This is a genomic window from Allobosea sp. Root381, assembly GCF_001429395.1.
Classification (GTDB): Bacteria; Pseudomonadota; Alphaproteobacteria; order Rhizobiales; family Beijerinckiaceae; genus Allobosea.
The window spans coordinates 88,734-110,187 of the sequence record NZ_LMJT01000008.1 but is presented as its reverse complement, the minus strand read 5'-3'; the positions used below and the strand labels follow the sequence as shown (position 1 = coordinate 110,187).

Genomic DNA, 21,454 nt, shown 5'->3' with positions numbered 1-21,454 from the left:
CTGCGCACGGGATCGAGTCGGCCAGCCGCGACCGCATCCACCGACAATCCGACTTCGGAGACGCCCTTCATGGACGTGCTTGTCCAGTTGCTGCTCAACGGCATCATGCTCGGCAGCATGTACGCCATCATCGCGGTGGGACTGACGCTGATATTCGGCATCGTCCGCGTCGTGAACTTCGCCCATGGCGAGTTCCTGATGATCGGCATGTACGCGACCTACCTGCTGGCGACGAAGCTCGGCTGGCATCCTTACGTCTCGGCGGTGCCGGTCGTGCTGCTGCTGTTCTGCATCGGCGCGCTGGTGCAGCGCTTCATCATCCAGAAGCTGCTCAACGCCGACGAGCACATCCAGATCTTCGCCACCGTCGGCCTCTCGACGGCGCTGGTGAACCTGGCGCTGATGATCTTTGGCGCCGATCTCTACTCCGTCTCGGCGCCCAGCGCCCGCCAGTCGGTCCCGCTCGGCGGCTATACGGTGCTCTCCGGCCAGCTCGTGATCCTGGCCTGTGCGCTGGCGCTGGTGGCCGGCCTGCACCTCTTCATGCAGCGGACGCCGCTCGGCCGCGCCATCCGCGCGACGGCGCAGAACCGCAACGCCGCGCTGCTGATGGGCGTGCGGGTCGACCGCATCTACATCATCTCCTTCGGGCTCGGGGCGGCCTGCGTCGGCCTCGCCAGCGCCCTGGTCACGCCGCTCTTCCCGGTGACGCCGACGATCGGCTCCTACTTCGTGCTGACCGCCTTCGTCGTCGTCGTGCTCGGCGGCATGCGCAGCATGTACGGCGCCTTCCTTGGCGCGATGATCATCGGCATCGTCGACAGCCTGTCGGGCTACTACATCGCTCCCGACCTCAAGGAGGTCGTCTATTTCGCCATCTTCATCCTGATCCTGATCTTCAAGCCGACCGGCCTGTTCGGCTTTGGTCGAGGGACGGAGTGAGCCCATGTCCCATCACACCGCTTCCCAGACCGCAACCGCCGCGCCCGTCGCCATCGCCAGGCCGAGTCGGCTTTCCGCGCTGACCCATCCGCGCGTCTATGTCGCGCTGATCCTGCTCTCGCTGCTGCTGATCATCCCGGCGATGAGCGGTTCGCCCTTCGTCATCCACGTCTTCGTCACGATCTGCGTCTTCGCCGGGCTCTCCACCGCCTGGAACATCGTCGGCGGCTATGCCGGCCAGCTCTCGCTCGGCCACATGGTCTTCTACGGGATCGGCGCCTACACAACGGCGCTGCTCATCCAGCATTTCGGCCTCACGCCCTGGATCGGGATGTGGGCCGGCGCGGCGCTCTCGGCCGTCGTTGCCGTCTGCATCGGCTTTCCCTGCTTTCGCCTGCGCGGGCCGTTCTTCGCGCTGGCGACGATCGCCTTCCTGGAAGTGATCCGCCTGCTCGCGATCCATTTCCATGGCGTCACCGGCGGCTCGGCGGGGCTGATCGTCCCGCTGAAGCTCGGCTGGACCTGGATGATCTTCCAGGACAAGTTCAACTACCTGATCATCGCTTTCGGCCTGCTGTTGCTGACGCTCATCGTTTCCTGGGCGATCCGCAACGCGCGGCTTGGATACTACCTCACCGCCGTGCGCGAGCGCGAGGATGCGGCCTCGGCGGCCGGCATCAGCCCGACCGAGGTCAAGCTCAAGGCGGTCGTCGTCTCGGCCGCGCTGACCAGCCTGATCGGCTCCTTCCACGCGATGTATACGACCTTCCTCGAGCCGGCGACGATGTTCTCGCTCGCCACCTCGATCGAGATCGCGATGTTCTCCCTCATCGGCGGCCTCGGCACCGTGCTGGGCCCGCTGCTCGGCACCGTGCTGGTCGTGCCGATCGCGGAAGCCGCCCGCGGCTGGCTCGGCGCTTCGGCCAACGGGCTGCACGGCTTTGTCTACGGCACGGTGCTGGTCCTGATCACGCTGACGCTTCCCGGCGGGCTCGTCGGCACCTTCGGGGCGACGGTCGGCCGCTGGGTCGACCGCCTGCCCGGCGGCAGGTCGCGCCCCGAGCCGGAGGCGCCGGCGCTGCGCCAGATCACCGGAGCGGCCGGCGAGACCATGCTGCTGACGAGGAATCTCACGATGCGTTTCGGCGGCCTGCTCGCCACCGACAACGTCTCGATGTTGCTGAAGCGCGGCGAGATCCTCGGCATCATCGGCCCCAACGGCGCCGGCAAGACGACGCTGTTCAACCAGATCTCGGGCTTCCTGAAGCCGAGCTCGGGCAGCCTCGCCATCGTCTCCGGCGGGCAGGAAACGACGCCATCCAGCGCCGACGCCTTCGCCCGGGCCGGCATCGGCCGCACATTCCAGATCGTCCAGCCCTTCGGCAAGCTCACCGTAATCGAGAACATCATGATCGGGGCCTTCATGCGCCATCCCGACGTCGCCTCGGCACGAGCGGTCGCGCTGCGGGTCTCGACGCTGGTCGGCCTTCACCAGCTGTGCGAGGTCGAGGCGCGCAACCTGCCGATCGGGGATCTCAAGCGTCTCGAGGTCGCCCGCACGCTCGCGACCGAGCCCGACATCCTGCTGCTCGACGAGGTGATGGCCGGGCAGAGCCAGGCCGACACCCAGAAGATGGTCGAGCTGATCCGCGCCGTGCGCGACAGCGGCGTCACGGTCATCGCCATCGAGCACAACATGCAGGCGATCATGAGCCTGTCCGACCGCATCATCGTGATCGATTCCGGCAAGGTGATCGCCGAGGGCGATCCGCAGGCGGTGGTGCGCGACCGGCGCGTGATCGAGGCCTATCTCGGAGAGGATTTCGCCAATGCTCAAGGTCTCTGAGCTGACGGCCGGCTACGGCCGCACCACGATTCTCCACGATATCTCGCTGCGGATCGGCAGAGGCGAGGTGGTTACCATCATCGGCGCCAACGGCGCCGGCAAGACGACGCTGCTGCGTGCCATCTCGGGGCTGGTGAAGCCGACGGCCGGCTCGATCGCGTTCGACGGCCAGGAGATCGCCGGCGCCGCGCCCGCCGACATCGTCGGCCGCGGCCTCGTCATGGTGCCGGAGGCGCGCCAGCTCTTTCCGGTGATGACGGTCCGCGACAACGTCATGATGGGCTGCTACCACGCCAATGCCCGCGAGGGTTCGGCCGCCCGCTTCGAGGAGGTGCTGGAAATCTTCCCGCGCGTGCGCGAACGGCTCGACCAGCTCGCCGGCTCGCTCTCCGGCGGCGAGCAGCAGATGGTCGCGATCGCGCGCGGGCTGATGGCGAAGCCGCGCCTGCTGATGCTGGACGAACCCTCGCTGGGCCTCGCCCCGATCATCGTCCAACAGATGTTCGGCATCGTCGAGCGCATCTGCGCCATGGGGACGACGGTGCTTCTGGTCGAGCAGAAGGCCTTCCATGCGCTGAAGATCGCCCAGCGTGCCTATGTCATCGAGAATGGCCGTATCGCCATGGAGAACACCGGCGAGGGACTTCTCGCCGATCCGCATATCAAGACCGCCTATCTCGGGATCTAGGGCAGATGACGGACATCTCCGGCCACAGCCGCGTCTATGGCATCCTTGCCGACCCGGTTCATCATGTGCAGACGCCGCAGCGCCTCAACGCGCTGATGCGCGCCCGCGGCCATGACGGGGTGATGGTGCCGATCCATGTCGGTACGGACGATCTCGCGACGGTCGTCGCCGGCCTAAAGCGGATGAAGACCTTCGGCGGCTTCGTCGCGACCGTCCCGCACAAGACGGCGATCGTCGGGCTCTGCGACGAGATTTCGCGGCAGGCCGGGCTGGTCGGGGCGGTCAACTGCGTCCGCCGGGAGCCGGACGGCCGCCTCGTCGGCGAGATCCTCGACGGGCTCGGCTTCGTCGCAGGCCTGCGGCGCGAGGGCCTCGAACCGACGGGGCGCCGCGTCCTGCTGCTCGGCGCAGGCGGGGCGGCCAATGCCATCGCTTTCGCGCTGGCCGAGGCGGGCGTCGCGAGCCTCGCGATCGCCAACCGCACCCGCGCCAGGTCGGAGGACCTGGCGCGGCGCCTGTCGCATGCCTTTCCGCAGCTTCCCGTCGCGCTCGATGAGGCCGACCCCGCGAACCACGACATCGTGGTCAACGGCACTTCGCTGGGTCTCGCCGAGGGCGACCCATTGCCGGTCGACGCATCCCGGCTGTCCGGGCGGCAGGTCGTCGCCGAGATCATCATGCAGCCGCGCGTCACCGCGCTGTTGGCGGCTGCCCAGGCGCGCGGCTGCCGCGTTCATTACGGGCTGCCGATGCTCGAATGCCAGCTGGAGATGATGGCGGATTATATGGGCATGACGGCGCCGGGCGCACGGCCATGACGGCCGCACCGGCTCCCGATCGCAACCGCGATCTTGCCGGCAAGGTCGCCCTGATCACCGGCGGCGGCTCCGGCCTCGGCCTCGCCATGACCTGGCGCTTTGCGGCGCGCGGTGCGCGGGTCGTCGTCGCCGATCACGATCCGGCGGCGGAAGCAGCGCTTTCCGGCATCGAAGGCGCCAGCTTCATCGCCTGCGACGTTTGCGTGCCGGAACAGGTCGATGCCACCTTCGAGCGGGCGGAGGCCGAAATCGGCCCGCTCGACATCGTCGTCGCCAATGCCGGGGTCTCGCAGAACGGACCGACGCTGGAGCTCAGTTTCGCCGAGTGGCGCCGGGTGATGGACGTCAATCTCGGCGGCGTCTTCCTGACGGCGCAGGCGGCAGGCCGCCGCATGGTGCCTCGCGGGCAAGGAGTCATCCTGCTGATGGCCTCGATGTACGGCGTCGTCGCCGCGCCGGAGCGTGTCGGCTACTGCGTCTCGAAGAGCGGCGTCGCGATGATGGCGAAGACGTTGGCGCTCGAATGGGCCCACCACGGCCTGCGTGTGAATGCGTTGGCGCCAGGCTATGTCCGCACGCCCTTCCTCGATGACCTGATCGCGCGCGGCCGGCTCGATGCCGACGCGCTGACGGCGCGGATGCCCATCGGCCGCTTCATCGAGCCGGAGGAGGTTGCCGATCTCGCCGCCTTCCTGGCGAGCGACGAGGCCAGCGCGATTACCGGCCAGATCGCTGGCGTTGACGGAGGCTGGAGCGCCAATGGCTATCTCTGAGACAAGAGCCGGAGGACGGCCCTGATGCCCAGGCGTGAGAAACTCCAGGCCAGCGCGCCCTGGACCGCGCTGCGCTCGACCCCGGCCGACTGGAAGGCCGCCGATCCGGCGCTGCTCGGCAGCATGCTGACGCAGCTCCACCTGATCCGCGCTTTCGAGGAGAGCGTGCTGGAACTTGCCGGCGAGGGTCTGGTTCATGGCCCGGCCCATTCCTCGATCGGGCAGGAGGGCGGGGCGGTCGGCTCGGTGATCGGCCTGCGCGCGAGCGATCAGGTTAACGGCTCGCATCGCGGCCACCACCAGTTCCTCGCCAAGGCGCTCTCCTGGCTCGCGCCGACGCTCGACCCAACTGCGGATTTCGCCGCGCCTGTCGAAGGCATGCTGCATCGCAGCCTCGCCGAAATCCTTGGCCTGCAGCCGGGCTTCGGCCATGGTCGCGGCGGCTCGATGCATCTGCGCTGGATCGAGGCGGGTGCGCTCGGGACCAATGCGATCGTCGGCGGCGGCGTGCCTCTCGCAGCCGGCGCCGCCATGGCGCACAAGCTCGCCGGCAACGGCGATGTCGCGGTGACCTATTTCGGTGACGGCGCGATCAATATCGGCTCGACGCTGGAGACGATGAACCTTGCCGCAGCCTGGGCGCTGCCGCTGATCTTCGTCGTCGAGAACAATCTCTACGCTGTCGCGACCCATATCGACGAGGCTACGCGCGAGCACCGGCTCTCGGGCCGCGGGCCGGGCTTCGGCATCCCGGCCTGGCGCGTCGACGGCATGGACCCGCTCGCCGTGCATCTGGCAATGCAGGAGGCGAGCGCGCTGGCACGGGCCGGCAAAGGGCCGGCGCTGATCGAACTCGAGGTCTATCGCTATTACCATCAGAACGGCCCGCTGCCCGGCTCGGCCTTCGGCTATCGCCCGAAGGAGGAGGAGGCCGCCTGGCGCGCGCGCGATCCGCTGGCCCGGGTCGCCGCCGAGATGACGGCGCTTGGTTTGATCGATGACGGCGCCGTGGCCGATCTGCGCGAGCGCAGCGTCGCCCTGATGCAGGACATCGCTGGCGAACTGCTGGAGCCGGACGGCAACCGCCGCCGCATCCGCCCCGAGCTCTGGCCGGACACGGCCTTCGTCGATGTCGGCCTGCGCGGCGAGCTACCGGCGCTGCCGACGCAAGGGCCGCCGGCTGGCGAGCGCATCGAGCGCAAATTCGTCGATGCCATCGCCGACGTGCTGCACCGGAGACTTGAGACCGATCCTTCGCTGGTGATCATGGGCGAGGATATCCACCGCCTGAAGGGCGGCACCAACGGCGCGACGCGCGGCCTCGCCACCGCATTTCCTGACCGCGTGCTCGGCACCCCGATCAGCGAGAATGCTTTCACCGGCCTTGCCGGCGGGCTCGCCATGGACGGGCGCTACCGGCCGATCGTCGAGTTCATGTACCCCGACTTCATGTGGGTCGCAGCGGACCAGGTCTTCAACCAGATCGGCAAGGCGCGCCACATGTTCGGCGGCACCACTGACGTGCCACTGGTGCTGCGCAGCAAGATCGCCATGGGCACCGGCTACGGCTCGCAGCATTCGCTCGATCCGGCTGGCGTTTTTGCCACTTCGCCGGGCTGGCGCATCGTCGCGCCCTCGACGCCGGAGGATTATATCGGCCTGATGAATGCGGCACTGAAGGGCAGCGATCCGGTGCTGGTGATCGAGCACGTCGATCTGTACCAGATGAACGGCATGATTCCGGCTGATGACCTCGACTACACCATCCCGCTCGGCCGGGCGCGCCGCGTGCGCGAGGGCCGCGACCTGACCATCCTGACCTATTCCGCCATGGTCCACCGCGCTGTCGAGGCGGTCGAGGCGCTCGGCGTCGATGCCGAGATCGTCGACCTGCGTACGCTCGACCGCGCCTCGCTCGACTGGGAGACGATCGGCGCGAGCATCCGTAAGACGCACAATGTCCTGATCGTCGAGCAAGGTGCGCGCGGCACCTCCTACGGCGCGATGCTCGCCGACGAGTTGCATCGCCGCCTGTTCGACTGGCTCGACCAGCCTGTCCAGCGCGTCCATGGCCGCGAGGCTTCGCCGACGATCTCGAAGGTGCTGGAGCGCGCCGCCTTCGCCGGGCGCGAGGAGGTCGAGGCAGGCATCGCGCGCGCCATGGCCGAGCGCGGTACGCCGCTCACCGGGGCTGCCGCATGACCGCCGCCGATGGCGAGGCCTATGACTACGTCATCGTTGGCGGCGGGACGGCCGGCTGCGTGCTGGCAAACCGTCTGAGCGAGGATGGCCGCCGCAGCGTGCTGCTGCTGGAGGCGGGCGGCGAGGGCAGGGGCTTCTGGATCCCGATTCCAGCCGGATTCAGCAAGCTCCTCGTCAACCCCTCCTTCAACTGGCGCTTCTGGACCGAACCCGAGGAAGCCACCCGCAACCGCAGGATCGCGATCCCGCGCGGCAAGGGGCTCGGCGGCTCGACGCTGATCAACGGCATGATCTATGTGCGCGGCCAGGCGCAGGATTTCGACGGCTGGGCCCAACAGGGCTGCACCGGCTGGAGTTTTGCCGACGTTCTGCCCTATTTCCGCAAGCTCGAAGCCTATGACGGCGAGGGCGACGCGACGCGCGGGCGCCACGGCCCGCTGCCCGTCACCGAAGTCAAGGAGCGCCCGGAGGTTGCCGAAGCCTTCATCGCGGCGGCGGGGCAGGCCGGCTACCCCCGCAACCGCGACTATAACGGACCGGTGCAGGACGGCTTCGGCTATTATCAGGTCAACCAGCGCAACGGGCGCCGCATCAGCGCGGCGGATGCCTGGCTCACCCCGGCGCGCGGCCGGCCCAATCTGCGCGTTCGGACCGGCGCGCATGTGCTGCGCATCGATCTCGATCGCAAGCGCGCCACCGGCGTGACGTACCGGCTCGACGGCGTCGAGCGGCAAGCGAAGGCGCGCCACAGCGTCGTCCTGACCGCCGGCGCGATCCAGACGCCGCATCTGCTGGAGCTCTCCGGCATCGGCGACCCTGCCGTGCTCGCGGCGGCGGGGATCGCGACGCGTCACGAACTGCCCGGCGTCGGCGCCAATTACAGTGATCATTTCTGCACGCGCATGAACTGGCGGGTGAAGCTGCCGGTGACGTTGAACGAGACGACGCGCGGCTGGCGGCTGGCGGCGTCGGTCGCCCAGTATTTCCTCACGCGCAAGGGCATCCTGACCCTCGGCACCGGGCTGGCGCATGGATTCGTGCGCACGCGGCTCGATCTGGAGGGGCCGGACGTCCAGTACTTCTTCATGCACGCGAGCTACGCCAACGCTGCCGAGCGCCGGCTCGACCGCGAGCCCGGCATGACCATCGGCGTGACGCAGTTGCGGCCGGAATCGCGCGGCACGATCCATGCCCAGGCGCCCGATCCCGACACGCCGCCCGCCATCCGCCCGAATTTCCTCGCCACGCCGACCGATCGCCAGTGCATGGTCGACGGCATGAAGATCGCGCGCGAGATCGTCGGCCAGCCGGCGATGGACCGCTATCGAGCGCATGAGATGGCGCCGGGACCCGGTTGCGTTAGCGATGCCGACTGGCTCGATTTCGCTCGCGATAACGGCCAGACGATCTACCACGCCGTCGGGACCTGTCGCATGGGGCAGGGGCCGATGGCGGCGGTCGATCCGCGGCTGCGCGTCCGCGGCATCGAGGGCCTGCGCATCGCCGACGCGTCGGTCATGCCCGCGGTCGTCTCCGGCAACACGCAGGCGGCGGTGCTGATGATTGCCGAGAAGGCGGCGGACCTGATCCGGGAGGACGGCTTGTAGGGCAGCGCCCTGCGTCATGCTCGCCCTCGTGGCGAGCATCCGCGTCTTGAACACCGCTCCCGACAAGCGACGACGTGGATGGTCGGGACAAGTCCGACCATGGCGGCGCAGTGGCGCGGAGCGTCCTAGAAATTCACCTTGTCGGCGCCCTTGAGCTGCAGCACCTCGCGCGCATCTTCGGGCGTTGCGACCTCGAGACCCAGCCCCTCGATGATCATCCGCGCGGCCTTGACCTGATCCGCGTTGGACTTGGCGAACTGACCCGGCCCGAGCCAGAGCGAATCCTCCAGCCCGACGCGCAGATTGCCGCCCATCGAGACGGCCATCGCCGCGATCGGCAACTGGTGCCGGCCGGCGCCCAGCACCGACCACTGGTAGGCGTCGCCGAACAGCCGGTCCGCCGTGCGCTTCATGTGGATCACATCCTCGGGATGCGGGCCGATGCCGCCGAGGATGCCGAAGACCGACTGGACGAAGAAGGGCGGCTTCACCAGCCCGCGATCGACGAAATGCGCCAACGTATAGAGATGGCCGATGTCGTAGCACTCGATCTCGAAGCGCGTGTTGTTCTCGGCGCAGGTGGTCAGGATGTTCTCGATGTCCTGGAAGGTGTTCTTGAAGATCCGGTCCTTCGAGCCTTCGAGATAGGGTCGTTCCCAATCGTGCTTGAAATCCTTGAACCGGGCCAGCATCGGGAAGAGCCCGAAATTCATCGAGCCCATGTTGAGCGAGGCGACCTCGGGTTTGAAGTAAGCGCAGGGCTGAAGGCGCTCCTCGACGCCCATGGTCGGGGCGCCGCCGGTGGTGATGTTGATGACGCAGTTCGAGCGCTGCTTGATCACCTTCAGAAAGGGCTCGAAGGCTTCCGGCGACTGGTCGGGCTGGCCGGTTTTCGGGTTGCGGGCATGGACATGGACGAGGGCCGCCCCGGCTTCCGCGGCGCCGACCGCGGCGTCGATGATCTCCTCCGGCGTCACCGGGAGATGCGGCGACATCGAGGGCGTGTGGATTGCGCCGGTGACCGCGCAGGTGATGATGACTTTGCGGTTCTTCGCCATCGCGTGGGGTCCTTTCGCTGCGGTGGTCTGGCAATTTCAAACTCAGCCCTCATCCTGAGGAGCCGCGGCACGCGGCGTCGCGAAGGATGATTCAGGAAGCTCCGAGACCACTGGAACATCCTTCGAGCCGCACCTTCGGCTGCTCCTCAGGATGAGGGCCGGGGGATCCTATGATTCCGGCTTGCGCTCCGCACCGCGCTTATGCGCCTGCAGCGCCGCGAGCCGGGTGTCGCGCCAGTCGCTCAGCCGCTTGACGCGCTCCGGCGCCTGCGTGCCCGGCCACTCGCTCATCACGGTCGCGACCGTATCCGGGCCGAACGGATCGGCGCTGCTGGCCTCCGGCTGCATCCGCGCCAGCGAGGCGCCGTAGCGGGCGCAATAGTCGGGGATGCCGCCCGGTGCGTTGAGTTCGATGGTTTCGAACGGCCCCATGAACGACCAGCGCAGCCCGAGCCCGTCGCGGATCGTCTTGTCGACGTCCTCGGCGCTGGCGACACCCTCGCCGACGAGGCGGAAGGCCTCGGCCAGCAGCACCGCCTGAAGCCGGTTCAGCACGAAGCCGGGCTTCTCCTTGCGCAGTGTGATCGGCACCTGGCCGGCCTGTTCGTAGATCGCCTGCGCCCGCTCGACCACGGCCGGGTCGGTCCAGGGCGCCGGCGCGAGCTCGACGATCGGCACCAGATGCGGCGGGTTGACCGGATGCGCGACGAGGCAACGGGCGCGGCCCGCCAGCCCCTCGCTGAAAGTCGAGGCCATGATGAAGGATGTGGAGGAGGCGAGGATGGTGGATGGCGAGGCGAGCGCGTCCATTTCCGCGAAGAGCTTGCGCTTCGCCTCGACGGTTTCCGGACCGTTCTCCTGGACCAGATCGGCGCCCTCCAGCACATCGGCGAGGCCGGAAGCGACGCGGATGCGAGCGAGCGAGCCCTTCGGATCCAAAACGAGGCCATGGCCGGCGAGTTCCTCGAGATTGGTGGCGATATGGACCCGCGCCGCCTCAGCTGCGCCGGGCGCGACGTCGTGCAGCGCGACTTCGAAACCGTGGCTGGCGAAGACGGTGGCCCAGGCGCGGCCGATCAGGCCCGAGCCGACGATGGCGATCTTGGTCATGCGAGGCATTTCCACGTTCGTTGAGACAGGCGCCCGTCATTCTCGGGCGAAGCGGAGCGTAGACCCGAGAATCTCCGGGGAGAGATGCTCGGGCGGAGCCCGAGCATGACGCGCTGGACGGCGGGCCGGCAGATCATCACAGCCATAGCACCTGCCGCCGAAGCGCGAGGTCCTGGCTCAGCGCGAGCGAGGGGCCGGTGTGGACGACGCTGCCGCGCTCCAGCACCACGGTCCGGTCCGAGAGGGCCAGCGCGAGGTCGAGATGGTGATCGACGATGACGATCGCGATCTCGTGCCGCAGCTTGTCGAAAGCCTCGAACAATTCCTCGACGACCGCTGGCGCCAGCCCCTCGAAGGGCTCGTCCAGCAGCAGCACGCGCGTGTCGCCGGACAGCGCGCGCGCCACCGCCACCATCTGCTGTTCGCCGCCCGAGAGATAATCGGCCGGGGAATTCCAGCGCTGCTTGATGCGCGGGAAGAAGGAGAAGATCTTCTCGTCCTCCCAGCGCGTGCCGTTCCCGGTCAGGCGCTTGAGCCGGCCGAGTTCCATATTGTCCTTGACGCTCATGCCGGCGAAGAGGCCGCGCCCCTGCGGCACATAGGCGATGCCGGCGCGCGCGATTGTCGCCGATGCTTGGCCCGCGATGTCGCTGCCCGCCAGCGTGATGCTGCCGTTGGCCGGCGGCGCGATGCCGGTGATGGTCTTCAGCACGGTCGACTTGCCGGCGCCGTTGCGGCCGAGCAGCGCGACGATCTCGTTCTCGTGGACGTCGAACGAGACCTGCCGGAGGATATGGCTCTTCCCGTAGAAGGTATCGACCTTGTCCAGCCCGAGCATGACGCCATGACGCGCGGCGCTCTGGCGCGCCTTTTCGGCCAGGGCATGCGCCCCCGAACCGATATAGACCTCCTGCACGCGCGGCGAGGAGCGCGCATCCTCGACGGTGCCGTCCACGAGCACCGACCCCTCGTTCATTACCGTGACATGGTCGGCGATGGCGAAGACGCGGTCGATGTCGTGCTCGACGAGCAGCACCGGCAGGTCGGTCGAGATCGACTTGATCAGGTTGCCGACGCGCTCGCGCTCCGCTGCTGCGAGGCCCGCCAGCGGCTCGTCGAGCAGCAGGACGCGCGGCTTGGTGGCGAGCGCGAGGCTCATGTCGAGCAGGCGCTGGCCGCCATAGCTGAGCGAGCCGGCCTCGGCAGTCTCGATGCCGCGCAGCCCCATCGTGTCGATGACGGTCCTGGTCTGCGACGAGACCACGGCGAGGGAACCGGCGGGCCGCCAGAAGCCGAAGCGCTCCGGCGCGCGCGCCTGCACGGCAAGGCGGACATTTTCCTCGACCGACAAGGTCGGGAAGAGATTGGTGATCTGGAAGGCGCGGCCGATCCCGGCCTGGGTAATCGCCTCCGGCGAGAGTCCGCCGATCTGGCGTTCGCGCAGGCGCACCTCGCCGCGATCAGGCGCGAACATCCCCGATATCAGGTTGAAGGCGGTGGTCTTGCCGGCGCCGTTCGGGCCGATCAGGGCGTGCAGCCTGCGGTCGGCCATCGTCAGATCGACATTCTCGACCGCCTTGATGCCGCCGAAGCTCTTGGCGAGCCCGGTCGCGGTCAGGATCGTGCCGTCGCTGGCGTCCGCGGGCTTCATGAAGTCCGGCAGAGTCACCGAGCCGGCCTTGCGCTCCGACATCGCGGCATCGCCCGTGACCTGCCTGCGGAACGGGCGCAGCAATCGCTCGCCGACACCGACGAGGCCGGTCGGCGAGAAGACGATGAAGGCGACGAAGAGCAGGCCGAACCAGAACAGCCAGTTCGGCGTCACGCTCGAAAGATAGTCGCGGAAGATGACGAAGAAGAGCGCGCCCAGCGCCGGCCCGAGGAAGGAGCGCATGCCGCCGATCACCACCATCGCCAGCAACTCGCCGGAGAACGCGACGGAGATGGGCTCGGCCGAGGTCATGCGGTTGTTGAATAGCAGAAGCGTGCCGGCGAGCCCGGTCAGCGCCGCCGAGAGCGTGAAGGCGGTCAGCTTGTAGCGGGTGGTGGCGTAGCCGAGGAAGCGCGCGCGCTGCTCGTTCTCGCGGATCGCGACCAGCACGGTGCCGACCGGCGAGCGATGGAAGCGCCAGAGCCCGTAGACCGCTGCCATGGCGATCACCGCGACGAGCACATAGTAGTTCGAGGCCTGCTCGAAATCGATGCCGAGGAAAAGCGGGCGCTTGATGCCGCCGAGGCCGTCCTCGCCGCCGGTCACGGAGGTCCAGCGGAAGGCGACGGAATAGGTCATCGCGGCCAGAGCGAGCGTCAGCAGCGAGAAATAGACGCCCTTGCGGCGCAGGATCAGCGCGCCGAAGGCGAAGGCAACGACGCCGACGAAGAGCACGGCGAGCAGGACCGGCAGGGCGAACTGGCCGGGCAGCCAGTGGCGCTGGATCAGCCCTGCCGCATAGGCCGCGAGCCCGAACCAGGTGCCATGGCCGAAGGAGACGAGGCCGGTCGTGCCGACGAGGATGTTCAGCGCCATGCAGGCGATGGCAAAGACGACGATTTCGGTGGCGGACGTGGTCCCGAGGCCGATCGCATGCATCAGGAAGGGCAGGCCGAGTAGCCCGGCGGCGGCGATGATGAGCGGCGCGTGGTCGCGTTGGCTTTGAGTCATTGCGGCCTCACTCGAAGCGCTGGATGCGTTCGCCGAACAGGCCGCGGGGCCGGAACAGCAGGACGAGCAGCATCATCAGGTAGATCACCGCGGTGGACCATTGCGTGAAGCCGAGCCCGATGGTGATGCCCTTGACGAGGCCGACCATCAGCGCCGCCACCACCACGCCCCAGAACGAGCCGAGCCCGCCGATGACGACGACGACGAAGGCCGGCGTGATGATCTCCTGGCCCATGGCGGGATGGATCGAATAAATCGGCGCCAACAGCACGCCGGCCAATCCGGCGAGGCCGATGCCGATGGCGGCGACCGCGACCATGTAGGGCTGCAGCGAGATGCCGAGCGCGCCGACCATGTCCGGGTTCTGCACGCCGGCGCGCACGACCCGACCGAAGGCGGTGCGCTGCAGCAGGAACCAGAGCCCGAGCACGCAACCGGCCGCGATCAGCAAAAGCATCGCCCGGTAGCGCGAATAGATGAAGTCACCGATGAAGATCTGGCCGCGCAGTTCCGGCGGGATCGAGAATGAGAGCGGCGGCGCGCCGAAGCTCATCCGCAGGCTCTGCTCGGCCACCATGGCGAGCCCGAAGGTCAGCAGCAGCGAGAGGATCGGGTCGGTCCTGTAGAAGCGCTGGAACAGCGTGCGCTCGACGACGATGCCGATCAGCGCGACCACCAAGGGCGATGCCACCAACGCCCCGCCGAAGCCGATATGCGGCGCGAGCACGATCGTGAGATAGGCGCCGATCGCATAGAAGGCGCCATGCGCCAGGTTGACGATGCCGCCGAGCGAGAAGATCAGCGACAGGCCGAGCGCGATCAGGAGGTAATAGACCCCGTCGAGCAGCCCGTTCAGCACCTGCTGGATGAAGAGGGTGAGCAAGGGTTGGCCTTTGCGTGTTGCGCGATGAGGCGATGGGTCGGATCGGGCCGTCATGCTCGGGCTTGACCCGAGCATCTCAGGTCGGAGGAGGCGCCGGTGGCCTTCTCGTCACGAGATTCTCGGGTCGGCGCGTCGCGCCGCCCGAGAATGACGCTGCGGCGATCAGCTCATCTTGCAGACGGCCTCGTCGCCGCTGGTGGCGATGACCTCCATGTTCTCGTCCGGCCCCGGGATCGGGCCCGCGGAGGTGAAGAGGTCCCACTGGTTCTTCACCTGCGCCGCGGGCAGGGCGGTGATCGTGTACATTTCGCTGATGAGCTGATGGTCGGAGGCGCGGAAATAGCCCTGGCGCGGCTTCATCACGTCGAACTTCGCGCCCTTCTCCCAGTGCTCCAGGATCTTGGGGGTGTCCGTGCTCTTCAGCTCGTTCATCGACTGGGCCATGATCTTCACGGCGATGTAGTCACCCCAGGCCTGGTTCTCCGGCGGCTTGCCGTATTTCTTGGTGAAAGCGGCGACGAAGGCCTTGGTCGAGGGCGTGTCGATCAGGTGGTTCCAGACGGACGGCCAGATGCCGCCGAAATTGTCCTTGCCGGCGGCCCAGGCGAGCGCCGTGTCGAAGCCGAAGCCCGCGACCGGGAAGGTCAGGCCGAACTCGGAATACTGCTTCAGGAAATTGGTGATCTGATTGCCGGCGAGGTTCGAGATCACGAGGTCGGGCTTGGCGGCGCGAATCTCCAGCAGCAGCGCGGAGAAGTCGGTCGCGTCTGTCGGCACCAGCTTGTCGGCGGCGAACTGGCCGCCATTGCTCTCCATGAAGCGCTTGGCGACCTTGAGCAGGTCATGCCCGAAGGCGTAGTCCGCCGTCAGCGAGAACCACTTCTTGCCCTTCACCAGCCCCTGCGCCATCAGCGCGCGGCCGCAGCTCTTCACATACATCGAGTTCTGGTGCTCGACATGGAACATGTAGCGGTTGCAGCTTTCGCCGCGCAGCGCGTCCGAATTCGCGCCCGTGTTGACGAACAGCGTCTTGGTCCGGCCCGCCACCTGCGCGATCGTCAGCGCCGAGGCCGACGAAATCTCGCCGATGATGCAGGCGACCTTGTCGCGCTCGATCATGCGCTCCGCCTTGGTCGAGGCGGTCTGCGGATTGACGGAGTCCTCCTTCAGCGCCTCGAGCTTGCGCCCGTTGACGCCGCCGGCCGCGTTGATCTCCTCGACGGCGAGATCGACCGCCATCACGCCGTACTCGCCGAGGGGGCCGAGGAAGCCGGTGCGCGGCGTCAGATGGCCGAAGCGGATCACGTCCGGCGTCTGCGCCAGGATGAGCGACGGGCTCGCGATGAGCCCGGTCGCAGCGCCGGCGCCGAGCCCGGCCAGCGCTTGCCGGCGCGAGAGGCGGGTCGTCTTCAGGTCTGACATTGGCGTTCCTCCCAGAACGTGCGCCGCGCCGTTTCGACGTCGGCCGATTGAGATCAGCGGTCTCATGCCGCTTGTCGTGATCTGTGATCACAGTTAGGTTGGCAGACATGACTGCCCCTGTCCAGCCCTTCTCCATGCCGCCTGAAGCGGCCGCCGGCACGCCGGACCATGATGGCTCGGCGCTCGACCGGATCGGTGCGATCCAGCGCGAAACCCTCGGCGAACGCGTGACCGGGGAGCTGCGGGCGCTGCTGGTTGCAGGCCGGCTGGCTCCGGGCGAGAAGCTTTCCCTTCGCCGCGTGGCCGAAGCGCTCGGCGTCTCGATGATGCCGGTCAGGGAGGCCGTCAGCCGGCTGGCGGCGGACCGGGCGCTTGAGGTGCTGCCAGGCAGGGCGGTCCGGGTGCCGGTGCTGACGCTGGCGCAGTTCCGGGAATTGACGCGGCTACGGCTCGTGGTCGAAGGCTTCGCCGCCGAGGAAGCGGCGCGAAAGGCGACACCACAGGATATCGCGCGGGTCACGAGCTATGATGCCGCTTTCCGCAAGGCGGCGAGTGCCGATCCGCCGGACAGCGCAGGCGCCGTCGCGGCCAATCGGGACCTGCATTTCGCGCTCTACGAGGCCGCCGGCATGCCGGGCCTGATCGAGATGATCGAGCGGCTCTGGCTCAAGGCAGGGCCGATTCTCAATATCGATATGCGCGACGAGCCGCGCCGCCTCAAGGGCGGCAGCGCCATGCAGGCGCATGCGCGGCTGCTGGACGCCTTGCGAAGTCAGGACGCGGCTGCCGCACGCGCTGCGCTGGAGGACGACATCGCGGCCGCAGCCACGCATATCGAGGAAACAGGCCAGCTCAGCGCCTGAGACCAATCTGGACGGGAGACGCAAGGATGGATCTGCAGATCAAGGGCCTGCGCGTGCTGGTGACGGCCGGCGCCAACGGCATCGGCCGCGCGACGGCGCGCGCCTTCGCGGCGGAGGGGGCGAGGGTCCATATCTGCGACGTCGACGAGGCGGCGCTTGCGGAGATGGCGAAGAGCGATCCCGCGATGTCGCAGTCGGTCTGCGATGTCTCCGACCGCGCCGCCGTCGGCCAGCTCTTCGAGGAAGCGCTGGCGGCGCTCGGGGGGCTCGATTGCTTGGTCAACAATGCCGGTATCGCCGGCCCCACCGGCCGCGTCGACGAGATCGACCCCGCCGACTGGGACGCTTGCGTCGCCATCGACCTGACCGGCCAGTTCAATTGCACGCGGCTTGCGGTCCAGCACCTGAAGCAGTCTGAGAACGCCTCGATCGTCAATCTGTCGAGCCAGGCCGGCAAGCACGGCTTCCCGCTGCGCTCGCCCTATGCCGCGGCGAAATGGGGCGTCATCGGCTTCACCAAGGCGCTCTCGGCCGAGCTCGGCGAGTTCGGCATCCGCGCGAACGCGATCTGTCCCGGTCTCGTCGAGGGCCCGCGCATCCAGAGCGTCATCGCCAACAAGGCGCGCAGCTTCAATGTCTCGCATGAGGAGATGACGCAGCGGTTGTTCGCGGGGGTCTCGATCAAGCAGTTCGTCGATCCCGCCGACATCGCCAGGCAGATCGTCTTCCTCGCCTCGCCCTTCGCCAAGACGATCTCGGGTCAGGAGATCTCGGTCTGCGGCGATACACGCATGCTGGCGTGAGCTGCGGCAAAGCTGTCTCAAGGGTTCGCGCGCAACCACCCCATCATCCCGCACCTGTCCCGGGATGACGGGGTGGTTCCGCGATCAAACGCCATGGCGCGGCGACACAATTCGTTGAGGCGCTGTGCGAGGAAACCGCGGGAAGCGATTCTCTTAGAACGCCTTTTCTGTGCATTTTGCCCGGCCGCCATCAGGCCAGCATGTCCCGCACCAGCGGCACGACCTTTTCGCCATACAGGCTGATGCAGCGCATCATCTTCTCGTGCGACAGCGGCCCGGCGCTGTATTTCATCTGGAAGCGCGACAGGCCGAGCGTCTTCACCGTCGCTGTGATCTTGCGCGCCACGGTCTCTGGCGAGCCGAGATAGAGGGAGCCGCGCTGTACTTCGTTCTCGAACTCGTCGCGGCCCATCGGCGGCCAGCCGCGTTCGCTGCCGATGCGGTCGCGCATGCGCTTGTAGTCGGCGAAGAACTCCTGGCGCGCCAGTTCGTCGGTCGCGGCGACATAGCCCGGCGAGTGTATGCCGATCGGCTGCACCCGTTCGCCGAGCTGCGCGAAGGCGCGGCGATAGAGATCGGCGTAAGGGATGAAGCGGCCCGGGTCGCCGCCGATGATCGCGAGCATCAGCGGCAGGCCGTAGCGGGCGGCGCGGACGACCGATTCCGGGCTGCCGCCGACGCCGATCCAGGTCCTGAGGCGCCCCGTCTCGATGGGCGGGAAGACGCGCTGCTCGCTGAGCGGCGGGCGGATCGAGCCTTTCCAGCTTACCGATTCCTTGCTGATCAGCGCCGAAAACAGGTCGAGCTTTTCCGCAAACAGCGTCTCGTACTGGCTGAGATCGAAGCCGAAGAGCGGGAAGGATTCGGTGAAGGAACCCCGCCCGAGGATGACCTCGGCCCGCCCGTTCGAGATCGCATCCACCGTCGAGAAGCGCTGGAAGACGCGGACCGGATCGTCCGAACTCAGCACCGTCACGGCCGAGCCCAGCCGGATGCGGGAGGTTCTCGCTGCGATGGCCGCCAGCACCGTTTCCGGCGTCGAGACGGCGAAGTCGGCGCGGTGATGCTCGCCGACTCCGATGAAGTCGATACCGAGGCTGTCGGCGAGCACTGCCTCCTCGATCAGGTCGCGGATCACCTGCGCATGCGGCAACGGCGCCCCGTCCGGCCCCGAGGTCACGTCGCCGAAGGTGTCGAGGCCGAGTTCGAGTTGCTGGGCCATGCGGGTCTCTCCTTGGGTCGCGAAGACTGTCGTCCGGAGGTCGGTTGGATCGGCCCTCCGCCGGGCCGGCGAGCCATAGCAGCCAAGGCCTGCGGCTGTCAGGCGTGCATCCGCGCTTCACCCGACGGGACAAACGAATTACACCTCGCTTCCGCCCACGCTTCCCGGGGGCAGGAGCGCCTGCGCGCGCCATCGGAGCGCTCCCCGATACAGGCCATCGCCGAGGTTTCCTTGCCCGCATCCGATCTGATCGTCGCCCTCGGCGATACCCGCTACCGCGTCGAACGCCCCTTCGGCTCCTGGCCTCAGAATGCCGGCTTCGTCACCGACGTCACCGTCGATGCGCGCGGCCACGTCTTCGTCATGCTGCGGCACGACCCGCTGACGCAGGCCAATGATCCCCGCGTGGTCGAATTGTCGCCGGAGGGCGAGTTCATCCGCGGCTGGGGCGAGGACCTTATCGCGGATTCGCACATGTTCACGGTCGATGCCGCCGGGCGCATCCTCTGCGTCGACCGCGACATGCACGAGGTGCTGATCTGCTCGCCCGAAGGCGAGCGGCTGGGCGCGCTCGGACAGCGCGGCGAGCCGCTGGCGCCGTTCAACCATCCTACCGACGTGCATGTCTCCGCCTGGGGCGACATCTATGTGTCCGACGGCTATGCGGCGAGCCGCATCCATCGCTTCTCGGCCTATGGCGTCCATATCCAGAGCTGGGGCGAGCAGGGCAAGGGCGACGGCCAGTTTGGTTGGCCGCATGCGATCTGGACCCATGCCGATGGCCGGGTCGTCGTCGTCGACCGCGCAAACGACCGCGTCCAGGTCTTCGACCGCAATGGCAACCACCTCGCCAGCTGGACGCATTTCCGCGACCCCGTGGCGATCTGGGGCGATGCGGACGGCAACACCTACGTCACCGACATGGTGCCCAACCTGCAGAAGATCGGCCCGAACGGCGAGAAGCTCGGCCGCTGCCGGCCGATGCTCAACGGCGCGCATGGCATCTTCGGAACGCCGGACGGCGACATCCTGCTGGCCGAGAGCAACCCGAGTCGCCTGACGCTGCTGCGCCGGCTGGACTGAGGAGGCCTGCCGCCACCGCGGGGCCGGGGGCTCTGACGCTCCTGTGAGATTGCGGGACGGGGCAGGGCGGCTATCGTCGCGCTCCTTCGCGCGTCGATTCCCGCCGCGCCGCCTCCGAGGAGCCTTCGATGGCAGATCTCTCCGCCTTTCCGATCACGGCACGCTGGCCGGCGACGCATCCCGATCGCATCCAGCTCTATTCCCTGCCGACGCCGAACGGCGTGAAGGTCTCGATCGCGCTGGAAGAACTCGGCCTTCCCTACGAGCCACACTTGATCGACATCGGGAAGAACGAGACCTGGGGGCCGGAATTCCTGTCGCTGAACCCCAACGGCAAGATTCCCGCGATCATCGACCCCGATGGCCCGGGCGGAAAGCCGCTCGGCCTGTTCGAGTCGGGCGCGATCCTGATCTACCTCGCCGAGAAGACCGGCAAGCTCATCCCGGCCGATCCTGCCGGCCGCTACGAGACGATCCAGTGGGTGATGTTCCAGATGGGGGGACTCGGGCCGATGTTCGGCCAGCTCGGCTTCTTCCACAAGTTCGCCGGCAAGGACTACGAGGACAAGCGCCCACGCGACCGTTACGCCAACGAAAGCAAGCGTCTGCTCGGGGTTCTCGAGACCCGGCTCGAGGGGCGCGACTGGCTCATGGGCGATGAATACACCATCGCCGACATCGCCTCGCTCGGCTGGGTCCGCAACCTCGTCGGCTTCTACGATGCAGGTGAACTCGTCGACTATGCCAGCCTGAAGAACGTTCCGGCCTGGCTCGAGCGCGGTCTTGCCCGGCCGGCGGTGCAGCGCGGGCTCGACAGTCCGAAGCGCCCTTGATCGTCAGGGCTGCTTTTGGGGCAGTGTCCTCAGCACGCTGACGGTGATGCCCTGAGCCTCCAGCGCCGCGCGCCCGCCGAGCCCGTCGAGCTCGAACATGAAGAGCGCCGCCGTGCAGCGCGCTCCGAGCCGGCGCAGCAGCCGGGCCGCGGCCAGCGCGGTCTCGCCCGACATCAGGCAGTCGTCCACGATGGCGACGCTGCGTCCCGCCAGGTTGTTGCCCTTCGACAGCGCGACGCCGCTGCCGAGTTCGTAATTGGGGATCAGGTTTCGCACCACGTCCGGCTGGAGCGAGCGGACCTTGCGGATGTCGATGAACCCGATGGAACGTGCCAGCGCGAGCCCGCCCGCATAGCCGATGCCACCGACATCGATCCCGGCGACGAGATCGATGTCACCTGGCAGGCCTCGCTCGAACTCGCGGAACGCCATGCTCGCGAGCGCACCGTCGCAGGTGAGGGTGCTCGCGTCGGGAAAGTCCGTGCCGGGCGCGGGATAGTTCATCCATCGCCTGACATGAGCCTTTCGCAGCCCATCGTCGCCTTCCGGGAAATCCGCTTCGCGATCCATGCTATTCCCCGGCCGACCGGCCCGCTCGAATCATGCCCCTGAGGACATTTTGGCCTGGTCCGGTGACAA

At 67.7% G+C, this 21,454-nt stretch carries 18 protein-coding genes; 11 read left to right on the top strand and 7 right to left on the bottom strand.

Features of this window, described 5'->3' with window-relative positions; genetic code table 11:
* The first annotated feature begins 69 nt into the window (after positions 1-69).
* Genes ASE63_RS09340 through ASE63_RS09310 form a run of 7 tightly spaced genes read left to right on the top strand, consistent with a single transcriptional unit; the run spans position 70 to position 8,876 of the window.
* A complete protein-coding gene (locus ASE63_RS09340; RefSeq protein WP_056800026.1) occupies positions 70-942 on the top strand; it encodes a branched-chain amino acid ABC transporter permease in 873 nt (290 codons plus the stop codon).
* Between the two features lie 4 nt (positions 943-946).
* The gene (locus ASE63_RS09335; protein WP_082609786.1) at positions 947-2,788 is read left to right on the top strand and encodes a branched-chain amino acid ABC transporter ATP-binding protein/permease; all 1,842 of its coding nucleotides are present in this window, start codon (positions 947-949) and stop codon (positions 2,786-2,788) included.
* Entirely contained in the window at positions 2,772-3,476 is a 705-nt protein-coding gene (locus tag ASE63_RS09330; RefSeq protein ID WP_056800022.1) for an ABC transporter ATP-binding protein, read from the top strand. Before ASE63_RS09335 ends, ASE63_RS09330 begins: the two co-directional genes overlap by 17 nt.
* Before the next feature lie 5 nt (positions 3,477-3,481).
* Positions 3,482-4,294, top strand: coding sequence for a shikimate dehydrogenase (locus ASE63_RS09325; RefSeq protein ID WP_056800019.1), 813 nt, complete (start codon positions 3,482-3,484; stop codon positions 4,292-4,294).
* A complete protein-coding gene (locus ASE63_RS09320) occupies positions 4,291-5,067 on the top strand; it encodes an SDR family NAD(P)-dependent oxidoreductase (RefSeq protein WP_056800015.1) in 777 nt (258 codons plus the stop codon). Before ASE63_RS09325 ends, ASE63_RS09320 begins: the two co-directional genes overlap by 4 nt.
* 24 nt (positions 5,068-5,091) lie before the next feature.
* Entirely contained in the window at positions 5,092-7,269 is a 2,178-nt protein-coding gene (locus ASE63_RS09315; protein WP_056800013.1) for an alpha-ketoacid dehydrogenase subunit alpha/beta, read from the top strand.
* A complete protein-coding gene (locus tag ASE63_RS09310; RefSeq protein WP_056800011.1) occupies positions 7,266-8,876 on the top strand; it encodes a choline dehydrogenase in 1,611 nt (536 codons plus the stop codon). The genes ASE63_RS09315 and ASE63_RS09310 overlap by 4 nt, the downstream gene beginning before the upstream one ends.
* A 125-nt stretch (positions 8,877-9,001) precedes the next feature.
* Here ASE63_RS09310 and ASE63_RS09305 read toward each other — a convergent pair whose 3' ends face one another.
* The 5 genes from ASE63_RS09305 to ASE63_RS09285 form a co-directional block, all read right to left on the bottom strand.
* A complete protein-coding gene (locus ASE63_RS09305; protein ID WP_056800008.1) occupies positions 9,002-9,934 on the bottom strand; it encodes a 3-keto-5-aminohexanoate cleavage protein in 933 nt (310 codons plus the stop codon).
* 168 nt (positions 9,935-10,102) lie between these two features.
* Positions 10,103-11,044, bottom strand: coding sequence for a 3-hydroxyacyl-CoA dehydrogenase (locus ASE63_RS09300; protein ID WP_056800005.1), 942 nt, complete (start codon positions 11,042-11,044; stop codon positions 10,103-10,105).
* A 136-nt stretch (positions 11,045-11,180) separates the two neighbouring features.
* Positions 11,181-13,706 carry a branched-chain amino acid ABC transporter ATP-binding protein/permease gene (locus ASE63_RS09295; protein ID WP_056800002.1) on the bottom strand — a complete coding sequence of 842 codons (2,526 nt, stop codon included), beginning with the start codon at positions 13,704-13,706 and terminating at the stop codon, positions 11,181-11,183.
* A 7-nt stretch (positions 13,707-13,713) separates the two neighbouring features.
* Positions 13,714-14,643, bottom strand: coding sequence for a branched-chain amino acid ABC transporter permease (locus tag ASE63_RS09290; RefSeq protein ID WP_082609785.1), 930 nt, complete (start codon positions 14,641-14,643; stop codon positions 13,714-13,716).
* A gap of 108 nt (positions 14,644-14,751) precedes the next feature.
* The gene (locus ASE63_RS09285; RefSeq protein ID WP_056799997.1) at positions 14,752-16,011 is read right to left on the bottom strand and encodes an ABC transporter substrate-binding protein; all 1,260 of its coding nucleotides are present in this window, start codon (positions 16,009-16,011) and stop codon (positions 14,752-14,754) included.
* Between the two features lie 107 nt (positions 16,012-16,118).
* Here ASE63_RS09285 and ASE63_RS09280 point away from each other — a divergent pair, with 107 nt between their 5' ends.
* Both ASE63_RS09280 and ASE63_RS09275 read left to right on the top strand, forming a co-directional pair.
* Complete coding sequence (locus ASE63_RS09280) at positions 16,119-16,874, top strand: GntR family transcriptional regulator (protein WP_244491349.1); 756 nt, start codon at positions 16,119-16,121, stop codon at positions 16,872-16,874.
* A gap of 26 nt (positions 16,875-16,900) precedes the next feature.
* On the top strand, positions 16,901-17,677 hold the full coding sequence (locus ASE63_RS09275) for an SDR family oxidoreductase (RefSeq protein WP_056799986.1): 777 nt from the start codon (positions 16,901-16,903) through the stop codon (positions 17,675-17,677).
* Between the two features lie 190 nt (positions 17,678-17,867).
* Here ASE63_RS09275 and ASE63_RS09270 read toward each other — a convergent pair whose 3' ends face one another.
* Positions 17,868-18,899 carry an LLM class flavin-dependent oxidoreductase gene (locus ASE63_RS09270; RefSeq protein ID WP_056799982.1) on the bottom strand — a complete coding sequence of 344 codons (1,032 nt, stop codon included), beginning with the start codon at positions 18,897-18,899 and terminating at the stop codon, positions 17,868-17,870.
* 231 nt (positions 18,900-19,130) lie between these two features.
* On the opposite strand from ASE63_RS09270, the gene ASE63_RS09265 reads away from it, so the two are divergent.
* Both ASE63_RS09265 and ASE63_RS09260 read left to right on the top strand, forming a co-directional pair.
* Positions 19,131-19,982, top strand: a complete 852-nt coding sequence (locus ASE63_RS09265) for a hypothetical protein (protein ID WP_056799979.1) — start codon at positions 19,131-19,133, stop codon at positions 19,980-19,982.
* 128 nt (positions 19,983-20,110) lie between these two features.
* Complete coding sequence (locus ASE63_RS09260) at positions 20,111-20,815, top strand: glutathione S-transferase N-terminal domain-containing protein (protein ID WP_056799976.1); 705 nt, start codon at positions 20,111-20,113, stop codon at positions 20,813-20,815.
* A 3-nt stretch (positions 20,816-20,818) separates the two neighbouring features.
* Here the strand turns inward: ASE63_RS09260 and ASE63_RS09255 are convergent, their stop codons facing one another.
* The gene (locus tag ASE63_RS09255; protein ID WP_056799974.1) at positions 20,819-21,385 is read right to left on the bottom strand and encodes a phosphoribosyltransferase family protein; all 567 of its coding nucleotides are present in this window, start codon (positions 21,383-21,385) and stop codon (positions 20,819-20,821) included.
* Between the last annotated feature and the right edge of the window lie 69 nt (positions 21,386-21,454).